Origin of the sequence: Streptomyces sp. NPDC085932 (assembly GCF_044540525.1) — a bacterium.
In the GTDB taxonomy this organism is placed as follows: Bacteria; Actinomycetota; Actinomycetes; order Streptomycetales; family Streptomycetaceae; genus Streptomyces; species Streptomyces levis.
In genome coordinates, this window is the sequence record NZ_JBITSJ010000001.1 from 1,541,023 (window position 1) to 1,558,082 (window position 17,060).

Genomic DNA, 17,060 nt, shown 5'->3' on the forward strand with positions numbered 1-17,060 from the left:
GGGCAGTGCGCTAGGGCAGCAGCTTCTCGAGCGCGGCCGGTCCCTCCGCCGCCAGCTTGCGCTTGGCCCATTCGAGGTTGTGCGGCGTGAGGTCCTTGCCCGAGGCCAGGACGAGGTCCTCCGGTGACACGTCGGTGCCGGTGCGGGCGTGGAGCAGGCGGTCCGGGGTGGTGCTGTCCTCGGGCGGCCGGGACGCGGGGGGCTGTGACGTCGACATGGTCTCTGCTCCTAGGGTCCGGATCGCTGGTGCGGCCCCGGTGCTGAAAACGGGTCCGTTATCACCATTCACCGCGGGAGCGCGGTGTGCATCCGGAGAGCGCGGCCCGGGCCCCGCAGACCCCCCGCACCCCGTTCGGACGCCCCCGGATGTCGCGCCGCCGATTTCCGGGTGAGGGTGAAGACACGTGTTCCCGCGACTGACAGGAGCTTTTCCATGCGCACACGTGTGACCGCCGCTGCCGGCCTGGCCTGCGCCGCCCTGCTCGCCTTCGCCGGTACGGCGAGCGCCGACGACGGCACCGTCGGTATCACCAACGAGAGCGGTGGCTTCCTCTCCGGCAACGTCATCCAGATCCCGGTCGACATCAACGCCAACGTCTGCGGCAACTCGATCAACGTGATCGGGCTGCTCAACCCGGCGTTCGGCAACGAGTGCACGATCAAGGACTGACGTACAGGCCGGACGGCTCGCCGGCGGCGGCCCGCACCATGGTGCGGGCCGCCGCCGGCCGTCGTCAGGGCCCGGCCGGCGGGCACGGCGCCAGCACCAGCATCGTCACGTCGTCCCGGACGTCCGGGCAGTGCCGCACGAGGTCGGACCACACCCGCTCGGCCAGTGCGGCCGGGTCCTCGGCGGCCAGGCCCGGCAGCCGCTCGGCCAGCGGGTAGAAGGCCCCGTCCGCGTCCCTGGCCTCCGTGACGCCGTCGGACGCGAGGAAGAGCCGGTCACCGGCGCGCAGCCGCACCGAGACGGCCCGGGGCGGGGCGGCCTCGGCGAGTCCCAGCCCGAGCGGTGTCCCTGGCTCGACGTCCGGTTCGACGACCTGCCCGTCCCGGATCAGCAGCGGGCCGCACTGACCGCACGCCACGATCCGCACCACCCGGGCGTCGGCGGAGAAGTCGAGCAGGACCGCCGTCGCGAACAGCTCGGCGTGGGGGTCGTCCGCCGAGTCCACGGTCAGCCTCCGGTCGAGCCGGGCCGCCACCGCCTTCGGGTCCGGCTGGTCCAGCACCGCCTCCCGGAAGGCCCCCAGCAGCGAGGCGACCGTGGCGACGGCCGACAGGCCGTGCCCCTGGACGTCGCCCATGACCGCCCGGACGCCATAGGGGCCGGCCCGTACGTCGAAGAAGTCGCCCCCGACGAGCGTCCCGCGCTGTGCGGCCCGGTACAGGCCCGCGCACCGCACCGGCCCGACCCGCTCCGGCAGCGGTGGCACGACCGCCCGCTGTGCGGCCTCGGCCACGGCCCGCTCGGTGACCAGCTGCGCGTCCCGCCGGCTGCGCACGTACGACAGCAGCACGCTGAGCACCGACACGAAACACACGGTCAGCACATCCGTACTGCCCGGATCGTCCAGGGCGAAGACCGGGACGGTCAGCACCACCACCGCCAGCGCCCCGAGCACGGCCGTCGTCACCGGCCCGTGCGCCAGCACGGCCAGCGGCGGGATGGCACCCAGCAGGAACCCGATGTCGAGCGGCTCGGGGCTGATCAGCTCCGCCAGGCACACGCCCACCAGCAGCGCCGTCGGCAGCACCCGGGCCCACCACGGCGGCGGTGCCCCGCGCAGCCAGCCGGGCCGGTCCCGTTCGGGGGCCGTGCGGGACCGGCCGCGCGTCACTTTCACACCACCACGCTGCAACGCCCGACCGGCCACCGCACGCCGGGGCGGCGCCTCCGCGGCGTGCGCGGCCGGGCTAGAACGGCGTGAGCGTCAGCCGGAAGCCCGTGGGCGCCGTGTCCTGGATGTAGGAGGCGAAGTCGGCCACGTCGTCGAAGGCGAAGCCGTACGCCTTGCCGTCCTCGGCGGCCGCGTGCATGGCCTTGGCGTAGTGGTTGGTCAGCTCGCCGTGGTAGAAGGACGCCGGGTCGGTCGTCGGCTGGGCGGCGGAGCCCAGCAGCGTCGAGCGGTTGAACCCGGCGCCCAGGATCGCGGCGACCGGGCCGGTCGTGCCGTCGTTGGGGGCGGCGAGGGCGCCGTCGCAGAACAGCACGTCGCGCGTGGACGGCTTGCCGAACGACACCTCGGCGGGCCCGGTGAAGGTGAACCGCTCACCGCGCACCCGGCCGGTGAACGTACCGGCGTTGGTGGTCACCTTCAGGTCCCGGCCGGTGTACGTGCTCCACACCTCGTCGATGGCGGGCGCGAAGTAGTCCTCGGCGAACAGTCCGGCGTCCAGGCCGTGGCCGGGGGCGATGATCCGCGTGTCGTCCACCACCAGCCGGGCGAACTCCGGGATCTGCCGCACGGCGGCGAACGCGGCCGCCCGGCCCCCGTCGCGCAGCGTGCCCGTCGTCTGGTCCTTGGCGCCGGTCAGCCGGATGCTCATCGGCACGCTGAACATGTCGACCATGGTGGTGTTGCAGAACATGCCCGCGGAGTTGTACGTGAACTCGGCACAGTCGTGCAGGACCCCGTAGTTGGGGTCCGAGGACACCCAGCCGGCCGGGTACTGCAGCGCCGGGTTGCCGGCGCCGTCGGCGACGACCTTGAACTTCAGCTTCGCGCCCAGCGAGACGTAGATCCGGCCGGACATGTACGGCAGGGACAGCCGCGTCTCGCCGCTGCCGGCCAGCGGGATCGCGTAGTCGGTGAAGCCGTCGGCGCCGTTGTCCGACAGGGCCACCGGGGCGAGGGTGCCGTCGGGGCGCAACCGCACCTGACGGCCGTCGGCGTTGCCCACGACGTAGACGTGGACGCTCGCGTTGCCGAACGAACCGCTGTTGTTGACGAGCGTCACGGGCAGGGCGGCGGCCGCCTTCGGCGTGCTCGGGGTGGTCTCCGCGAGGGCGTGGGGGGCCAGCGCGGCGACCGCAGGGGCGGCGACCACGGCGCCGCCGAGACCGGCGAGGAGCGTACGGCGGGCGACGGGGCGGTGGTGACGAGGAGTCATGTGGGGGGCCTCCTGTGGTGCGGGTGGGGAGACGCCTGAGAGCGCTCTCAGGGCAATCGCCACGGATGCTACGGACGAGCGGCGTCCCAGCCAACCCGTCCGTCACGAACAAATCCCCCGTACCGCCGCCCACTTGAGTGCCTTAGGAGTCGCTTAACCCGCTCTTAAGGGCCGGTTGAGCGAGGCCGGTAAACGCGTGGACGGGCTCGCCGGTGATCGCGTAACGTGTGGCCCGCCACGCCCCGAGGCCGATGGAAGGAGGGCAGAGCCGTGCCGTTCACACCGTTCCCGCGCTCCCTCCCCGTTGACCCGGCGTGCCGCCACTGACCGACCGGGAGCGCTCCTCGCAGCATCCCTCCCGGAGGACATCCCATGACCGAACCGGTCATCCGCGCGCTCGACGCGAGCGACGCCGCACTCTTCGACACCCTGCCCGACCCGCTGGGCGCCCGTGAGGGCCACCGGCTGACCCGGTACCGCCCCGACTGGAAGCGCGTGGCGCTGCGCGACGGCCGCGTCGTCGCCCGGGGCGCCTGGTGGGGCGGCCCCGACGACACCGCACCCGTCAACGTCAACTGGTTCGACGTGGCGGAAGGAGAGGAGGAGGCCGGCGCCGCCCTCCTGCGCTCCGCCCCCTGGCAGGTCGAACTGGAACTCAACGCGCCGGCCGGCTGGCGCGACGACCCGGCGCTGCGTGACGCGGCCGAGGCCCGCATCACTGCGGCCCGCAAGGCCGGTTACGACCTCCTCGTCGAACGCCTGCTGTACCGCTGGACGCCCGACCTGGGCCTGCCGCAGCGGCCGGGGCGCCTGGAGTTCCGCGCCGAACCGGACGACGCCGTCTTCTTCGACGCGCTGCGCCGCATCCACTCCGCCACCCTCGACGCCCACGCGCTGCTGGCGATCGAGGAGGGCGGACTCGACCGGGCGGCACAGCAGGAACTCGACTTCTTCCACTGGTGCCCGTCCCCGCGCGAGTGGTGGCAGGTGGCGTACACCCCCGAGGGCGAGACGGCCGGCATCCACATCCCGGCCCACAACCCCTCCGGGCCGTGCGTCGGCTTCATCGGGGTGATGCCGGACCAGCGGGGCCGGGGCTACGCCTACGACCTGCTGGCCGAGTGCACCCACTTCCTCGTCGAGCGGGGAGCGGAGTTCGTCACCGCCGCCACGGACCGGGGCAACGTCCCGATGGCCGCGAACTTCGCCAAGGCCGGCTTCCCGGTGGTCCGCGAGCGCCTCAACTTCCAGCCGCCGCGGGAGGCCCGTACCGCCTGAGACGGCCAGGTCGTGTCCGCCACCGTCCCTCCGTCCGCCCGCAGGGCAGGAGGGACTGTGCGGACACGGCCTAGCGCTCGCCACCGTCCAGCAGGTCCTGGGCCGCCGTGAGGATCTCCGTCACTCGGAGTCCGAACGCCGCGTCGCAGGGGTGCGGGCGGCCCGTCCGGACGGTGGCGAGCAGGGCGTCCGCGGCCCGCATCAGGGCCGGGACGGCCCCGTCGGACCCCTCGGGCAGCACCGCGACCCCGGCCTCGCCCCGGAGTTCGACGGTGGCCCCGGCCGCGGCGGGCGGTGCCGTCAGGCTCAGGGTGAGGGTGCTGGCGGCGCCCCGGTCGTGATCGAGGACCACGTACACCGTGTCCCCGGGCCCGTACGCCGCCGCCGTCACGCGCCGCACGTCGCCGAGCACCGGCAGCAGCACGGACAGGGCGTGCGGGCCGACGTCCCACAGGGCGCCCTTCTCCCGCCGCCACGGCGTCGCGAACGGGCTCTCGCTGGTGAACACCGCCCCGAGCCACTGCGCCCGTGCGGTGAACCAGCCCGGCACCGCCGCCTGTTCGGCGATCCAGGTCTGCGGGCCGGGCTGGAAACGGGTGGTGAAGAACACGACCGAGGCCACGCCGGCCGCGTCGGCGGCCGCCACCACCGCCCGCCCCTGCTCGACCGTCGGCGCCAGCGGCTTGTCGAGCAGCAGATGGCACCCGGCCCGCGCCGCCCGCACGGCCAGATCGGCCTGCACCTGGGGAGGCAGCGCCACGGCGACCGCGTCCACGTCGGCGAGGAGCGCGTCCACGTCGTCGTACGCCCGCACCCCGTGCCGCTCGGCCAGCTCCTTGGCGGCCTCGGGGCGACGCCCCCACACCCCCGCGAAGTCCAGCTCGTCGTGCCCGCTCAGGGCGGGTGCGTGGGCGATCTGCGCCCAGGGTCCGGTGCCGAGCAGTCCTATCCGCATGCCGCCGCCTCTCCACGCTGCCTGAGGGAAGAGCGTGACACACGCGCACGACCGGACCACGAGAGGGTGCGCGGAAACACGAAAGGCAAGGAGCCCTCTCCTTGCCACTCTCAACGTATAGCGCACGGGGGGTCTTGCGGCAAGGCCCCCCGTCTCCCGCACACTGTCCGGCCTGAGCCCATGACCTGCGGAAACGGGAGCATGACGTGACCTATGCGACCACGAGCGCGTTCGGCCTTCCCGACCGCCTCGCCCACAAGGCCGCACCGGAGCTGATCTCCGGCGACGAGCGGCACTTCGCCGCCGTCGCCGCGTGCCTGCGGCAGACGATCGCCGACCTCACCGGCCGCCTCGACGCCCAGCGCCGGGCGCCCGGCGGCAAGGGACGGCAGGCGATGGACCGGGACGCCGAGATCCACCGGCTGACCGCGCGGCTGCGCGCACTGCGGCGCTTCGGGCTCGACCTGTGCCTCGGGCACATGGCCGGCGCGGACGGCTCGCCGCCCGTCTACGTCGGACGGCTCGGGCTGACCGACCGTGAGGGCCGCCGTCTGCTGGTCGACTGGCGCTCCCCGGCGGCCGAGCCGTTCTTCGGCGCCACCCACGCCGACCCGATGGGCCTGGCGGCCCGCCGCAGGTACCGCTGGACCGACGGCCGCGTCAGCGACTACTGGGACGAGGTGTTCGCCCCCGGCGCCCTCACCGGGCACGCCGCGCTGGACGACCAGTCGGCCTTCGTCGCCAGTCTCGGCGCCGACCGCTCGCCCCGGATGCGGGACGTGCTCGGCACCATCCAGGCCGACCAGGACGCCGTCATCCGCGCCGGTTCGCGCGGCGCCCTCGTCGTCGACGGCGGCCCGGGCACCGGCAAGACCGTCGTCGCCCTGCACCGCTCCGCCTACCTCCTCTACTCCGACCCCCGCCTCGGACAGCACCGCCGGAGCGGTGTGCTGTTCGTCGGCCCCCACCGGCCCTACCTGTCGTACGTCGCCGACGTCCTGCCCGGCCTGGGGGAGGAGGGCGTGCAGACCTGCGTCCTGCGCGACCTCGTCGAGGAGGGGGCCACGGCCCGGGAGGAGACCGACCCGGAGGTGGCCCGGCTGAAGTCGTCCGCCGCCATGGTGCGGGCGATCGAGAAGGCCGTCGCGTTCTACGAGGAGCCGCCCACCGAGGCCATGACGGTCACCACCCCCTGGTCCGACATCCAGCTGAGCCCGGCCGACTGGGCGGCGGCGTTCGCAGCGGTGGAGCCGGGCACCCCGCACAACGAGGCCCGCGACCAGGTCCGGGAGGAACTGCTGACGATCCTCGTCGCCCGGCACGAGGGCGACGTCCCCGACGAGCTGCTGCGCGCCTCCCTGGCGCGGGACCGGGAGTTGCTCGCCGCCCTCGACCGGGCCTGGCCGGTGCTGGAGGCGACCGACCTCGTCGGGGACCTCTGGTCGGTGCCGGCCTACCTGCGCCTGTGCGCCCCGTGGCTGGACCGGGACGAGGTGCGCACGCTGCAACGCGCGCAGCCCCGGGCCTGGACCGTGTCCGACCTGCCGCTGCTGGACGCGGCGCGGCAGCGGCTCGGTGACCCGGAGGCGTCCCGGCGCGCTCACCGCCGGCGGGCCGCGCTCGACGCCCAGCGCGAGCGCATGGCCGACGTCATCGACGACCTGCTCGAAGCGCACAGCTACGACGACGGAGAAGGCGTGCTGATCATGCTGCACGGTCAGGACATGCGGAACTCCCTGGTCGACGAGTCCGCCCTGCCCACTCCCGATCCGGACCGGCTGGTAGGGCCGTTCGTGCACGTCGTCGTGGACGAGGCCCAGGAGCTGACCGACGCGGAATGGCAGATGCTGCTGCGGCGCTGTCCGTCCCGCAGCTTCACCGTCGTCGGGGACCGTGCCCAGGCCCGGCACGGGTTCACCGAGTCGTGGCGGGAGCGGCTGGAGCGGGTCGGGTTCGACCGGATCGAGACGGCCTCGCTCGGCATCAACTACCGCACACCCCGGGAGATCATGGCGGAGGCCGAACCGGTCATCCGGGCCGTGCTGCCGGACGCCAACGTGCCGGTGTCGATCCGCGACGGGGGCCTCCCCGTCCGCCACGCCTCCACCACCGAACTGCACGCGATCGTCGACTCCTGGCTGGCCGGACACGCCGACGGGACCGCCTGCGTCATCGGCGATCCCGCGTACCGGCCGCCTTCGGCCCGGGTCCGCTCGCTGACGCCGGAGCTGTCCAAGGGCCTGGAGTTCGACCTGGTCGTGCTCGTCGACCCGGAGGCCTTCGGCACCGGCGTCGAGGGCGCGGTCGACCACTACGTGGCGATGACCCGGGCGACCCGGCAGCTCGTCGTCCTCACCCACTCCTGACCTCCGGCCTCCGACGCGGCAGGGCCGCCCTGCACGCCGGTGCCGACGGCGCGCGGGCGGCCCGGCGGGTGCGGCGTCAGCTCTCGGGACTGCTGATGTTCACCATCCACGGGACGCCGAAACGGTCCGTGCACATACCGAACTCGTCCCCCCACATCTGCTTCTCCAGCGGGACCGACACCGAGCCGTCCCGGGACAGCTTCTCCCAGTAGCCGCGCAGCTCGGCGTCGTCGTCACCGCTCAGGCTCACCGAGAAGGGGCTGCCCTGCGGGACCTCCGTGCCGGGCGGGTTGTCCGCGCCCATCAGGGTGAGGCCGCCGGTGGTCTCCAGCATGCCGTGCATGATCTGGTCGGCGTGCGGAGTGTCCCCCTGGCCGAAGTCGCCGTAGGAGTTGAGGGTCAGGGTGCCGCCGAAGACCTCCTTGTAGAACTCCATCGCCTGCCGGGCGTCGCCGTTGAAGGTGAGGTAGGGGTTGAGGCGCGTGGCCATGAGAACCTCCCAAAAGGGGGCAAGGGCATGTGCGCGCAGCGTAACGCCGGGCACTGACAACGGCTCGGCGAGCGCGCCCGGCCGGGGCGGGACGGTGCCCCCCCCGGACCCGGGGGCCGTCCCCAACGGGGCTTGTTAGCGTGCCTCTTGAGCCGAGGGGGAGGACACCGCGCATGACATCGACGTTCCGTATCGGCGGGGACCTGGAGGTGCGCCGGCTCGGTTTCGGGGCCATGCACCTGCCGACCGGCCCCGGCCCGGACCGCGAGAACGCCCTCGCCGTGGCCAGGCGGGCCGTGGAGCTGGGCGTGAACCTGATCGACACGGCACACCTGTACGGCGGGGGAGCCAACGAGGAGCTCCTGGCCGAGGCGCTGCACCCCTACCCGGACGGGCTGCTGATCACCACCAAGGTCGGGGTCGCGCGCACCGGCCCCGGCGGCGACTGGAGACTCGACGGCCGGCCGGCGATCCTGCGCGACCAGGTGCGGCAGGCCCTGCGCCGGCTGCGCGTGGAGCGGATCGAACTGCTCCAGCTCCACCGCATCGACCCCGACACGCCGCTCGCCGACCAGCTCGGCACCCTGCGGGAGCTGCAGACGGAGGGGCTGGTCGGGCGGATCGGACTGTCCGAGGTCTCCGTCGACGAGCTGGAGCGGGCCCGGGAGATCGTCGACGTGGCGAGCGTGCAGAACCGGTACAGCCTGCTCGACCGTGAGCACGAGCCGGTGCTCGACGCGTGTGCGGCGGCCGGCATCGCCTTCCTGCCGTGGCGGCCCGTCGCCCGGGGCGAGGCGGGGGCCGAGGCCGGGATCGCCGCCGTGGCGGCCGAGCTGGGGGCCACGCCCACCCAGGTCGCGCTGGCCTGGCTCCTGGACCGTTCGCCGGTCGTCCTGCCGATCCCGGGCACGGCGCGGGTCGAGCACCTGGAGGAGAACGTCGCGGCCGCCGCACTGGAGCTGACGCCCGCCCACCGGGCCAGGCTCGACACGGCGGCGGAGACGGCACGCACCGGATCCGGCTGAGGAACGTCACCCGGCACGCGGCGGCTCACGCACGTCCGGCCGCAAGGTGGCCAGGCCTCCACGGACGGGCGGCGGATCCGGCCTCCCCGGGCGCGTGGCGGCTCACGCCTGTCCGGGCGCGTGGTGGCTCTCGCCTTCCTGGGCGCGTGGCGGTTCACGTCTCTACGGACGGGCGACGGATCCGGCCTCCCCGGACGCGTGGTGGCCCACGCCTACTTGAGCGCGTGGCGGCTCACGCCTCCTCGGGGGCCCCGCTGTTCCAGTCGTACGGGCCGCCGCCCCGCCACTCGATCAGCTCGGTGTCGTCCACCGCCGTGTCGGCCGTGGGCAGGCCCTCGCGGTGCACCAGGTCGAGCACGTCGAACAGGCTGTAGGCGACGCCCTTGTCCTCGCCGCGGATGGTCACCAGCCGTCCGCCGTCCGACGCGGGCGGCTGCACGACCACAGGGGGTTGACCGTCCATAGCCCCACCATGCGCCCGAAACGGCCGCTCCGCAGCTCGATCGCGTCCACAAGCGGTAACGGACCCGCCGGGCTGCGCCCCTTCCCCGGCGCACCGTACGCCGGTGACAGGAGGCGGTCCGCGACCCCCTGAGGGTCCGTCCGCCACCGCCCGGCCCCGTGGCACGGGCAACCCCCCCTCCGTCACGGTCGTCCGCCCGGGCCGGTGAGGGATTCAGTTGCGTGGCTGCTGAATGCGTTCTCCTTCTTCTATTGGACGTCCGGGCGCGGGGCGTCCAGGCTGGAGTCGACCATCGCCCGAACAGCCGAACCGACAGCCGGAAGAGGTCACGAGCCCATGCACACCCGCCGCATCGGTGACGTCGAGGTCAGCGCGATCGGCCTGGGCGCGATGCCCATGTCCATCGAGGGCCGCCCGGACGAGGAGCGCTCCCTCGCCACCCTGCACGCCGCGCTCGACGCCGGCGTGACGCTGATCGACACCGCGGACGCCTACCACCTGCACGCCGACGAGGTCGGCCACAACGAGACCCTGATCGCCAAGGCCCTGGCCTCCCACGAGCGCGGCGGCGAGGTCCTGGTCGCCACCAAGGGCGGCCATCTGCGCCCCGGCGACGGCAGCTGGACCCTGGACGGCAGCCCCCGCCACCTCAGGGAGGCGTGCGAGGCGTCCCTGCGCCGCCTCGGCGTGGAGGCCATCGGGCTCTACCAGTTCCACCGCCCCGACCCGAAGGTGGACTACGCCGAGTCCGTCGGCGCCGTGCGCGACCTGCTCGACGAGGGCAAGATCCGCATGGCCGGCATCTCGAACGCGAACCCGGAGCAGATCCGGCAGGCCCAGGAGATCCTCGGCGGCCGTCTGGTCGCCGTGCAGAACCAGTTCTCCCCGGCCTTCCGCTCCAGCGAGCCGGAGCTGCGCCTGTGCGACGAGCTCGGCATCGCGTTCCTGCCCTGGAGCCCGCTCGGCGGGATCTCGAAGGCAGGCGAGCTGGGCTCGGCCCACGGGGCGTTCGCCCGCATCGCCGAGGCGCGCGGCGTGAGCCCGCAGCGGGTGTGCCTGGCGTGGATGCTCGCCAAGTCGCCCGTGGTGGTGCCGATCCCGGGCGCCAGCCGGCCCGAGACCATCCGCGACTCGGCCGCCGCGACCGATCTCGTCCTGACCGCCGACGAAGTGGCGGAACTGGACGCCGCCTGAGCGGACCACGGGACCCGGGGACGGACACGGTCCGCCCCCGGGTCCCGCGCTGCGGACACCCCGCGACATCACCGCCCCGGCCCCGGTGTACTCCGGAACCGCACGGGAAGTAAGCGCTTGCTACACCCAACGGCAACCGGGGAGGAACACCGCCGATGGCGTCGCCGTCAGACAGACCCCTCGACCACCGCTACCGGGGCGAGCACCCGATCCGCACGCTCGCCTACCTGTTCCGCGCCGACCGCCGGCGGCTCTCGCTGGCCGTCGTCGTCTTCACCGTCAAGCACAGCCCGATCTGGCTGCTGCCGCTGGTCACCGCGTCCATCATCGACACGGTCGTCCAGCACCGGCCGCTGAGCCGCCTGTGGACCAGCACCGGGCTCATCCTGTTCATCCTGCTGGTCAACTACCCACTGCACGTGCTGTACGTCCGCCTGCTGTACGGCAGCGTCCGCCGCATGGGCACCGCCCTGCGCTCCGCCCTGTGCACCCGCATGCAGCAGCTCTCCATCGGCTACCACTCCCGCGTCAGCGCCGGCGTCCTCCAGGCCAAGGTCGTCCGGGACGTGGAGACCGTCGAGCAGATGGTCCAGCAGACCGCCGAGATCGGACTCGGCGCCACCACCGTGCTCACCGGCGGGCTGGTCATCATCGCCGTCCGCACCCCCGAGTTCCTGCCCGTCTTCCTCGTCGTCGTGCCCGCCGCAGCGCTCCTGGTGGCCCGGCTGCGGGCGAGACTGCGCACCCACAACGAGCACTTCCGCCACGAGGTGGAGGCCCTGTCGTCCCGTGTCACGGAGATGACCCGGCTCATCCCCGTCACCCGCGCCCACGGTCTGGAGGGCAAGGCCCTGCGCCGCATGGACGGCACGCTCAACCGGCTGCTCACCTCCGGCCTCCGGCTCGACCTGGTCAACGGCCGGTTCGGTTCGCTGGCCTGGGTCGTCCTCAACGTGGTCGGTGTCCTGGTCCTGGCCGGCGCGGCGCTCATCTCGTACCACGGCGTCTGGGGCGTCACCCCCGGCGACGTCGTCATGCTCAGCGCCTTCCTGACCACCCTCACCAACTCCACGACCACGCTGGCCGGACTCGCCCCCGTCATCACCAAGGGCCTGGAGTCGGTCCGCTCCGTGGGTGAGGTGCTCCAGGCCCCGGAGCTGGAGGACAACCAGGGCAAGGCCGAGCTCACCGCGCTGCGCGGAGCCGTCACCTTCGAGCAGGTCGGCTACGCCTACGGCACCGACGGGCGCGCCGCCGTACGGGACTTCACCCTGGACGTGCGGCCGGGGGAGACCGTCGCCCTGGTCGGGGCGTCCGGCGCCGGCAAGTCCACCGTGCTGAACCTCGTCATCGGCTTCATCCGCCCCACCTCGGGCCGGCTGCTGCTCGACGGCACCGACATGAACACCCTCGACCTGCGCACCTACCGCCGCTTCCTGTCGGTCGTGCCGCAGGAGTCGATCCTCTTCGACGGCACCGTCCGCGAGAACGTCGCCTACGGCATGGACGACGCCGACGAGGAGACGGTGCGGGCGGCCCTGCGCGACGCCAACGCCCTGGAGTTCGTCGACCGGCTCCCCAGGGGTCTCGACACCCTGGTCGGGGAGCACGGCGCCCGGCTCTCCGGCGGGCAGCGGCAGCGGCTCGCCATCGCCCGGGCCCTGATCCGCGACCCCAGGATCCTGGTCCTCGACGAGGCGACGTCGGCGCTCGACACCCGCTCGGAGGCACTCGTCCAGCAGGCCCTGGCCCGGCTGCTGCGCGGGCGCACCACGTTCGTCGTCGCGCACCGGTTGTCCACCGTCCAGGGCGCCGACCGGATCGTGGTGATGAGTGACGGCCGGATCGAGGAGATCGGCACGCACGAGGAACTGCTGCGCCGGGGTGGGGCCTACACGGCCCTGCACAGCGGCCAGCTCACCTGAAGGTGATCAGCGGGCGGTCAATTCTCGTCACTTCCGCCCCTGCTGAGGAAAAGGTGTGAATGTTTCCGCGTGGTTCGGGCATACGCAGCGCAAACCACAGAGAGGGGCGCTTCGTGCTCGTACCGGACCGTAAGGCCGTCAGGGAGTTGCTGACGCGGTACGCGTCGCTGAGGATCGCTCAGGCGGAGAGGCACACGCCGGCGACGGCACGCGAGCTGGACGACGTCAGTTACACGCTGTGCGTGATGATGGGGACGTCCGACATCAGCGATGCCATCGCCAAGGCGGATGTGCTGCTGCTCACCAAGGAGCGGTCCACCGCCGAGGGGTCCACTGCCGCGGACACGGACGGGGAGAACGGCCTGACGCTGGTCGGCTGAGATCAGGGGACCGGGCCCGGACCCGGAGCCGCCCCGGCGGTCCGTGCGCGGACCGCCGGGGCGGCGCTCTTCCCGTGGAACGCCGCGCGATACGCGTACGGCGTGGTACCGGCCACTTTGCGGAACCGCTCCCGGAACGCCGTCGGGGAGCCGAAGCCGGCCTGCCGCGCGATCCGCTCGACCGGGTGGTCGGTGTTCTCCAGCAGGAACTGGGCGCGCCGCACCCGCGCCCGCAGCAGCCACTGCAACGGCGTGGTGCCGGTCTGCTCCCGGAAGCGGCGGCTGAACGTCCGCTCGCTCATCCCGGCGCGCGCCGCCAGTGTGGCGAGAGTCACCTCGTGCGCGAGGTGGTCCTCGATCCACTCCAGCAGCGGCTCCAGTTCCGACCCCCGGGGCACGGGCGGGTGCTCGTGCACGATGAACTGGGCCTGACCGCCCTCCCGTTCCAGTGGCATGACCGACATCCGGGCGATGTTCGCCGCCACCGCCGAGCCCAGGTCCCGGCGGATCATGTGCAGGCACAGATCGAGCGCGGCGGCCGCACCGGCCGAGGTCAAAATCTGCCCGTTGTCCACGTACAGCACGTCCGGTGCCACCTCGACCCGGGGGAAGCGGCGGGCCAGTTCGCCCGCGGCCACCCAGTGCGTGGTCGCGCGCAGCCCGTCCAGCAGCCCCGCCTCCGCCAGGACGAAGGCACCCACGCACACGGACGCGATCCGGGTGCCGGCCTCGGCCGCCTGCCGCAGGGCCGCCAGCACCCGGGCGGACGGCGGCGGCGCGTCGGGGGAGCAGCCGGGCACGATGATCGTGTCCGCGTCCGCCAGCGCCTCCAGCCCGCGCTCCACGCGCAGCGTGAAGCCGCCGTCCGCGCGCACCTCCGGTGTCTCGGCGCAGAGCCGGACCCGGTAGGCCGGCCGCCCGTCCGGCAGATGCGTCCAGGCGAACGTCTGCTGGGGGGCCGCCATGTCGAACGGCACCACGTGATCGAGGACGAGGATCGCCACAGAGTGCATGAACGCCACCCTAGGCGTGTTCCCGCCAGGCCCCCGAGCCGGGGTTCTCGGCGGATCGAGGCACGAGCGGGCAGGTCGGCGCGTTGGCGGGAATCCGTCGGATGTTGTCGTTCCTGCCCATGGGCGAGCGGGCCGGGGCTCCCTAACGTGAGCGCCGTAGATCGTCTTCGTGGAAAGAGCCCCGGTGACCAAGTTCCTGCTGTCCCTCCATGTCCTGGCCGCCATCGTCGCCGTCGGTCCCGTGACCGTCGCGGCCAGCATGTTCCCGCCGGCGGCCCGGCGTACGGCCCCGGCGGGCGGCGGCGCCCCCGACCCCTCGGCGGTCGGCACGGTGGCGCTGCTCCACCGCATCTGCCGCGTCTACGCCGGTGTCGGGATCAGCGTCCCCGTCCTCGGCCTCGCGACCGGGGCCGTGATGGGCGTCCTGGGCAGCGGGTGGCTCGTCACCTCCATCGCCCTGACCGCCGCGGCCGCGGGAGTCCTCGCCGCGTTCGTCCTGCCCCGCCAGGAGGAACTCCTCGGTCAACTCAGGGGCGAGCAGGCCGTCGACCGCCGGGACACCGTGCAACTCGCCATGTTCACCGGCATCTTCAACCTGCTGTGGGCCACCGTCACCGTCCTGATGATCGTCCGGCCCGGCTCCACGACCGGAGCCTGACGCCCCCGCGCACGCCTGTCACAGATGTCCGGTCTGCGTCAAGTCATCCCAAGGAATTCACACTCCGGGACTCCGTGCCGCCTACACTCGCAGTCTCGCCCCCGCTCGGGGCCGACGAGCAGAAAGGCACGTTGACGGGTGTTCCAGGATTCCCCCATCTACGACCGACTCATCGCGGAGCGCGGCGACGTACCCGCACAGGTGCGCCGCGAGGCCGAACGTGTGAGCAGGGAACTGGAGCTGGTCATGCGGCCCTCACAGTCCCTGGGCTACGACCGTCCGCACTCCCCGGGCACCGGCTGGCAGCGCACGGCGATGCTGCCCGGCCCGCGCCCGTAGTGACCCGCTGAACCGGGCCCGGTGCGAGTGCCGGGCCCGGCGCTCAACGGACCGTGGTGTCCAGGCCGTTGAGATGCGACGGCTGACCGGGGACGGGCCGGGCCAGCCACTCGGCGATGGCCCGGGCGATCGGCTGCCCCGTCTCCACCTCGACGAAGCCGAACTGTCCCGACTGGTTGCACTCCAGGAACCACCAGGTCCCGTCCGCGTCCTCCACGAAGTCGAAGGCGCCGTAGGCGAGTTCGGCCTCCAGGAGATAGGAGCGTACGGCCGCCGCGACGCGCGGTGGCACCTCGACCGGCTGCCACGGTGAGCCGGGCGCGGCGAACCGCACGTCGACCTCCTCAAGATCCGCGTCCGCGGCGGCGGCCTTGCGGGCGGCCAGCATCCGTTCGCCCACGACGGTGAGCCGGATGTCGGCCCGCTTGGCGATCCGCCGCTGCAGCAGCGTCGGCCCGAAGGCCACGGCGGAGAAGTCCGTGTCCGGTGCGACCCGGCTGGTCGGCACGGCCCGCGGCGGATCCTGCGGATGCGCGCCCGACACCGGCTTGACCACCAGGTCCGGGTAGCGCTCGGCGAACTCGCGGGCGGCGCGCGGAAACGTCGTGATGAGGGTCGCCGGCACGGGCAGACCGCACCGCTGGGCGAGCCGCAGCTGCCAGGGCTTGTGCCGGGCCCGCCGGGCCGCGTCGGGATGGTTCATCCACCGTGCGTCCGAGCCGCGCAGCATGCCGTAGAGCGCCTGCGCGGCCTCCTCGGTCAGCCAGGCGGACGGCTGCGCCGCACGGCCGGCCGGCACACCGGGCCGGCGCACCCAGACGGACCGGAGCCCCCCGATGCTCACCAGCCGCCCCCCGGCGGACAGATGGCCGCGGAACCGGCCGTGCACGTACTCCCCGGACAGCGCGACGCCCCCGGTCAGATCGGCGGGGTCGACGCGGACCACCGGGACCCCCGTCGCGTTCAGGTGCACGACCACCATGTCCGCCGTCACGTCCTCCTCGCAGGTGAGGATCAGTACGGTCATCTTCGGCGGCCCGTGGTCAGTCGTCGAAGTGCGTCTTGGAACCGGCGGTGGACGTCGTGGTGCCGAACTCTCTGAGCAGGGCGAAGTCGGAGGCCGCGACCCGTCCGTCGCGGAGCACGTTCAACTGCAGTCCGGCGTCGTACACGTACGGAACGGCAGCTTCCGACTCCACTGCCGGGCGCGCGTAGTTGAGCGCGAACGGTTGCATCGTCTCTCCCTCGTCGGTACTGCGCCGACCAAGCGGAAGTCCGGGGGCGCGGCCACCCGGTCCACCGGCTCGTTTCGGCTTCCAGAGACTTATACGAATCGAACGGGTGGTTGGTTTCCTTACTTTCCGTAGTCATGCGCCGGTTGCCGGTCCGGCGGGGGTGCCGTGCTGCGCTCCCGTACGCCGAGGGAGCCGCGGACGGTGCGCAGAGCGAGCAGCAGGACGCCGATGTCGTCCAGGTACACCGGGTCGGGCAGAAGGTCGACGGGCAGCACGAGATAGAGCACCGCGCCCCAGAAGACCCAGCGCGGTCCCGTGGGCAGTCCCGCGCGCCGCAGATCGCGGCGGGTCCGCACGAGCCGTACGAGGACGCCGACGGCGCAGACGAGGACGACGGCCGCGAGCACCACGGCCACCGTGATCACCGTTGTGGTCGTATCCACGGGCTGCCCCCTCCTGACGTGCCGCGACCCGGGGTGTCACCTTGTGGATTCCCGTTTCCGGCGGCTGTATTGCGCGCGCGGCCCGACATGTCGTCGTGTCGGCGGATTTTCCCGTGCGGGCGGTCATCCCGGTGGCTCACCCGAGTGGCACGGCGTGACGGGGGCGCCTAGTAATGGTCACC

At 73.1% G+C, this 17,060-nt stretch carries 19 protein-coding genes; 9 read left to right on the top strand and 10 right to left on the bottom strand.

The window, feature by feature from the left end; all coding sequences use genetic code 11:
- Window positions 1-10 precede the first annotated feature (10 nt).
- Window positions 11-217 carry a hypothetical protein gene (locus ACIGAQ_RS06485; RefSeq protein ID WP_094051327.1) on the bottom strand — a complete coding sequence of 69 codons (207 nt, stop codon included), beginning with the start codon at window positions 215-217 and terminating at the stop codon, window positions 11-13.
- Between the two features lie 216 nt (window positions 218-433).
- On the opposite strand from ACIGAQ_RS06485, the gene ACIGAQ_RS06490 reads away from it, so the two are divergent.
- A complete protein-coding gene (locus ACIGAQ_RS06490; protein WP_311686343.1) occupies window positions 434-670 on the top strand; it encodes a chaplin in 237 nt (78 codons plus the stop codon).
- Window positions 671-734: 64 nt separating this feature from the next.
- Here the strand turns inward: ACIGAQ_RS06490 and ACIGAQ_RS06495 are convergent, their stop codons facing one another.
- The gene (locus tag ACIGAQ_RS06495; protein WP_399779570.1) at window positions 735-1,847 is read right to left on the bottom strand and encodes a PP2C family protein-serine/threonine phosphatase; all 1,113 of its coding nucleotides are present in this window, start codon (window positions 1,845-1,847) and stop codon (window positions 735-737) included.
- A gap of 70 nt (window positions 1,848-1,917) precedes the next feature.
- Entirely contained in the window at window positions 1,918-3,114 is a 1,197-nt protein-coding gene (locus ACIGAQ_RS06500) for a glycoside hydrolase family 64 protein (protein ID WP_399779572.1), read from the bottom strand.
- A 372-nt stretch (window positions 3,115-3,486) separates the two neighbouring features.
- Here ACIGAQ_RS06500 and ACIGAQ_RS06505 point away from each other — a divergent pair, with 372 nt between their 5' ends.
- Window positions 3,487-4,392: a GNAT family N-acetyltransferase gene (locus tag ACIGAQ_RS06505; RefSeq protein ID WP_311686337.1), complete on the top strand. Its 906-nt coding sequence runs from the start codon at window positions 3,487-3,489 to the stop codon at window positions 4,390-4,392.
- Between the two features lie 70 nt (window positions 4,393-4,462).
- Here the strand turns inward: ACIGAQ_RS06505 and ACIGAQ_RS06510 are convergent, their stop codons facing one another.
- Window positions 4,463-5,347 carry a Gfo/Idh/MocA family protein gene (locus tag ACIGAQ_RS06510; protein WP_399779575.1) on the bottom strand — a complete coding sequence of 295 codons (885 nt, stop codon included), beginning with the start codon at window positions 5,345-5,347 and terminating at the stop codon, window positions 4,463-4,465.
- Window positions 5,348-5,553: 206 nt separating this feature from the next.
- On the opposite strand from ACIGAQ_RS06510, the gene helR reads away from it, so the two are divergent.
- Window positions 5,554-7,713, top strand: a complete 2,160-nt coding sequence (gene helR / locus ACIGAQ_RS06515) for an RNA polymerase recycling motor ATPase HelR (protein ID WP_399779577.1) — start codon at window positions 5,554-5,556, stop codon at window positions 7,711-7,713.
- A 76-nt stretch (window positions 7,714-7,789) separates the two neighbouring features.
- On the opposite strand, the gene ACIGAQ_RS06520 is transcribed toward helR, so the two are convergent.
- Entirely contained in the window at window positions 7,790-8,203 is a 414-nt protein-coding gene (locus tag ACIGAQ_RS06520; RefSeq protein WP_311686332.1) for a VOC family protein, read from the bottom strand.
- 173 nt (window positions 8,204-8,376) lie between these two features.
- Between ACIGAQ_RS06520 and ACIGAQ_RS06525 the strand changes: the two genes are divergently transcribed.
- On the top strand, window positions 8,377-9,228 hold the full coding sequence (locus tag ACIGAQ_RS06525) for an aldo/keto reductase (RefSeq protein WP_362283480.1): 852 nt from the start codon (window positions 8,377-8,379) through the stop codon (window positions 9,226-9,228).
- A gap of 232 nt (window positions 9,229-9,460) precedes the next feature.
- Here the strand turns inward: ACIGAQ_RS06525 and ACIGAQ_RS06530 are convergent, their stop codons facing one another.
- Entirely contained in the window at window positions 9,461-9,691 is a 231-nt protein-coding gene (locus tag ACIGAQ_RS06530; RefSeq protein WP_094051335.1) for a hypothetical protein, read from the bottom strand.
- Between the two features lie 336 nt (window positions 9,692-10,027).
- Here ACIGAQ_RS06530 and ACIGAQ_RS06535 point away from each other — a divergent pair, with 336 nt between their 5' ends.
- The 3 genes from ACIGAQ_RS06535 (at window position 10,028) to ACIGAQ_RS06545 (ending at window position 13,190) form a co-directional block, all read left to right on the top strand.
- On the top strand, window positions 10,028-10,885 hold the full coding sequence (locus ACIGAQ_RS06535) for an aldo/keto reductase (RefSeq protein WP_311686328.1): 858 nt from the start codon (window positions 10,028-10,030) through the stop codon (window positions 10,883-10,885).
- Between the two features lie 155 nt (window positions 10,886-11,040).
- The gene (locus ACIGAQ_RS06540) at window positions 11,041-12,810 is read left to right on the top strand and encodes an ABC transporter ATP-binding protein (RefSeq protein ID WP_399779580.1); all 1,770 of its coding nucleotides are present in this window, start codon (window positions 11,041-11,043) and stop codon (window positions 12,808-12,810) included.
- Window positions 12,811-12,923: 113 nt separating this feature from the next.
- Entirely contained in the window at window positions 12,924-13,190 is a 267-nt protein-coding gene (locus ACIGAQ_RS06545; protein WP_311686323.1) for a DUF5133 domain-containing protein, read from the top strand.
- A 2-nt stretch (window positions 13,191-13,192) separates the two neighbouring features.
- Here the strand turns inward: ACIGAQ_RS06545 and ACIGAQ_RS06550 are convergent, their stop codons facing one another.
- Window positions 13,193-14,203 (bottom strand): GlxA family transcriptional regulator, encoded by a 1,011-nt coding sequence (locus tag ACIGAQ_RS06550; RefSeq protein ID WP_399779582.1) that lies wholly within the window; start codon window positions 14,201-14,203, stop codon window positions 13,193-13,195.
- Between the two features lie 184 nt (window positions 14,204-14,387).
- Here ACIGAQ_RS06550 and ACIGAQ_RS06555 point away from each other — a divergent pair, with 184 nt between their 5' ends.
- Both ACIGAQ_RS06555 and ACIGAQ_RS06560 read left to right on the top strand, forming a co-directional pair.
- Window positions 14,388-14,861: a hypothetical protein gene (locus tag ACIGAQ_RS06555; RefSeq protein WP_311686319.1), complete on the top strand. Its 474-nt coding sequence runs from the start codon at window positions 14,388-14,390 to the stop codon at window positions 14,859-14,861.
- Between the two features lie 138 nt (window positions 14,862-14,999).
- The gene (locus ACIGAQ_RS06560; RefSeq protein ID WP_399779585.1) at window positions 15,000-15,200 is read left to right on the top strand and encodes a hypothetical protein; all 201 of its coding nucleotides are present in this window, start codon (window positions 15,000-15,002) and stop codon (window positions 15,198-15,200) included.
- Between the two features lie 43 nt (window positions 15,201-15,243).
- Here the strand turns inward: ACIGAQ_RS06560 and tgmB are convergent, their stop codons facing one another.
- The 3 genes from tgmB to ACIGAQ_RS06575 all read right to left on the bottom strand — a co-directional run bounded on the left by tgmB (window position 15,244) and on the right by ACIGAQ_RS06575 (window position 16,878).
- Window positions 15,244-16,227, bottom strand: a complete 984-nt coding sequence (gene tgmB, locus ACIGAQ_RS06565) for an ATP-grasp ribosomal peptide maturase (protein ID WP_399779586.1) — start codon at window positions 16,225-16,227, stop codon at window positions 15,244-15,246.
- 16 nt (window positions 16,228-16,243) lie between these two features.
- Complete coding sequence (gene tgmA, locus ACIGAQ_RS06570) at window positions 16,244-16,435, bottom strand: putative ATP-grasp-modified RiPP (RefSeq protein WP_399779588.1); 192 nt, start codon at window positions 16,433-16,435, stop codon at window positions 16,244-16,246.
- A 119-nt stretch (window positions 16,436-16,554) separates the two neighbouring features.
- Window positions 16,555-16,878: a YkvA family protein gene (locus ACIGAQ_RS06575; protein WP_311686311.1), complete on the bottom strand. Its 324-nt coding sequence runs from the start codon at window positions 16,876-16,878 to the stop codon at window positions 16,555-16,557.
- Window positions 16,879-17,060 lie beyond the last annotated feature (182 nt).

Coding starts and splice junctions, on each gene's coding strand:
- ACIGAQ_RS06530 (WP_094051335.1), bottom strand. CDS start 9,691: ATGGACGGTCAACCCCCTGTGGTCGTGCAGCCGCCCGCGTCGGACGGC.
- ACIGAQ_RS06505 (WP_311686337.1), top strand. CDS start 3,487: ATGACCGAACCGGTCATCCGCGCGCTCGACGCGAGCGACGCCGCACTC.
- ACIGAQ_RS06535 (WP_311686328.1), top strand. CDS start 10,028: ATGCACACCCGCCGCATCGGTGACGTCGAGGTCAGCGCGATCGGCCTG.
- ACIGAQ_RS06520 (WP_311686332.1), bottom strand. CDS start 8,203: ATGGCCACGCGCCTCAACCCCTACCTCACCTTCAACGGCGACGCCCGG.
- ACIGAQ_RS06540 (WP_399779580.1), top strand. CDS start 11,041: ATGGCGTCGCCGTCAGACAGACCCCTCGACCACCGCTACCGGGGCGAG.
- ACIGAQ_RS06500 (WP_399779572.1), bottom strand. CDS start 3,114: ATGACTCCTCGTCACCACCGCCCCGTCGCCCGCCGTACGCTCCTCGCC.
- ACIGAQ_RS06485 (WP_094051327.1), bottom strand. CDS start 217: ATGTCGACGTCACAGCCCCCCGCGTCCCGGCCGCCCGAGGACAGCACC.
- ACIGAQ_RS06490 (WP_311686343.1), top strand. CDS start 434: ATGCGCACACGTGTGACCGCCGCTGCCGGCCTGGCCTGCGCCGCCCTG.
- tgmA (WP_399779588.1), bottom strand. CDS start 16,435: ATGCAACCGTTCGCGCTCAACTACGCGCGCCCGGCAGTGGAGTCGGAA.
- tgmB (WP_399779586.1), bottom strand. CDS start 16,227: ATGACCGTACTGATCCTCACCTGCGAGGAGGACGTGACGGCGGACATG.
- ACIGAQ_RS06525 (WP_362283480.1), top strand. CDS start 8,377: ATGACATCGACGTTCCGTATCGGCGGGGACCTGGAGGTGCGCCGGCTC.
- ACIGAQ_RS06510 (WP_399779575.1), bottom strand. CDS start 5,347: ATGCGGATAGGACTGCTCGGCACCGGACCCTGGGCGCAGATCGCCCAC.
- ACIGAQ_RS06550 (WP_399779582.1), bottom strand. CDS start 14,203: ATGCACTCTGTGGCGATCCTCGTCCTCGATCACGTGGTGCCGTTCGAC.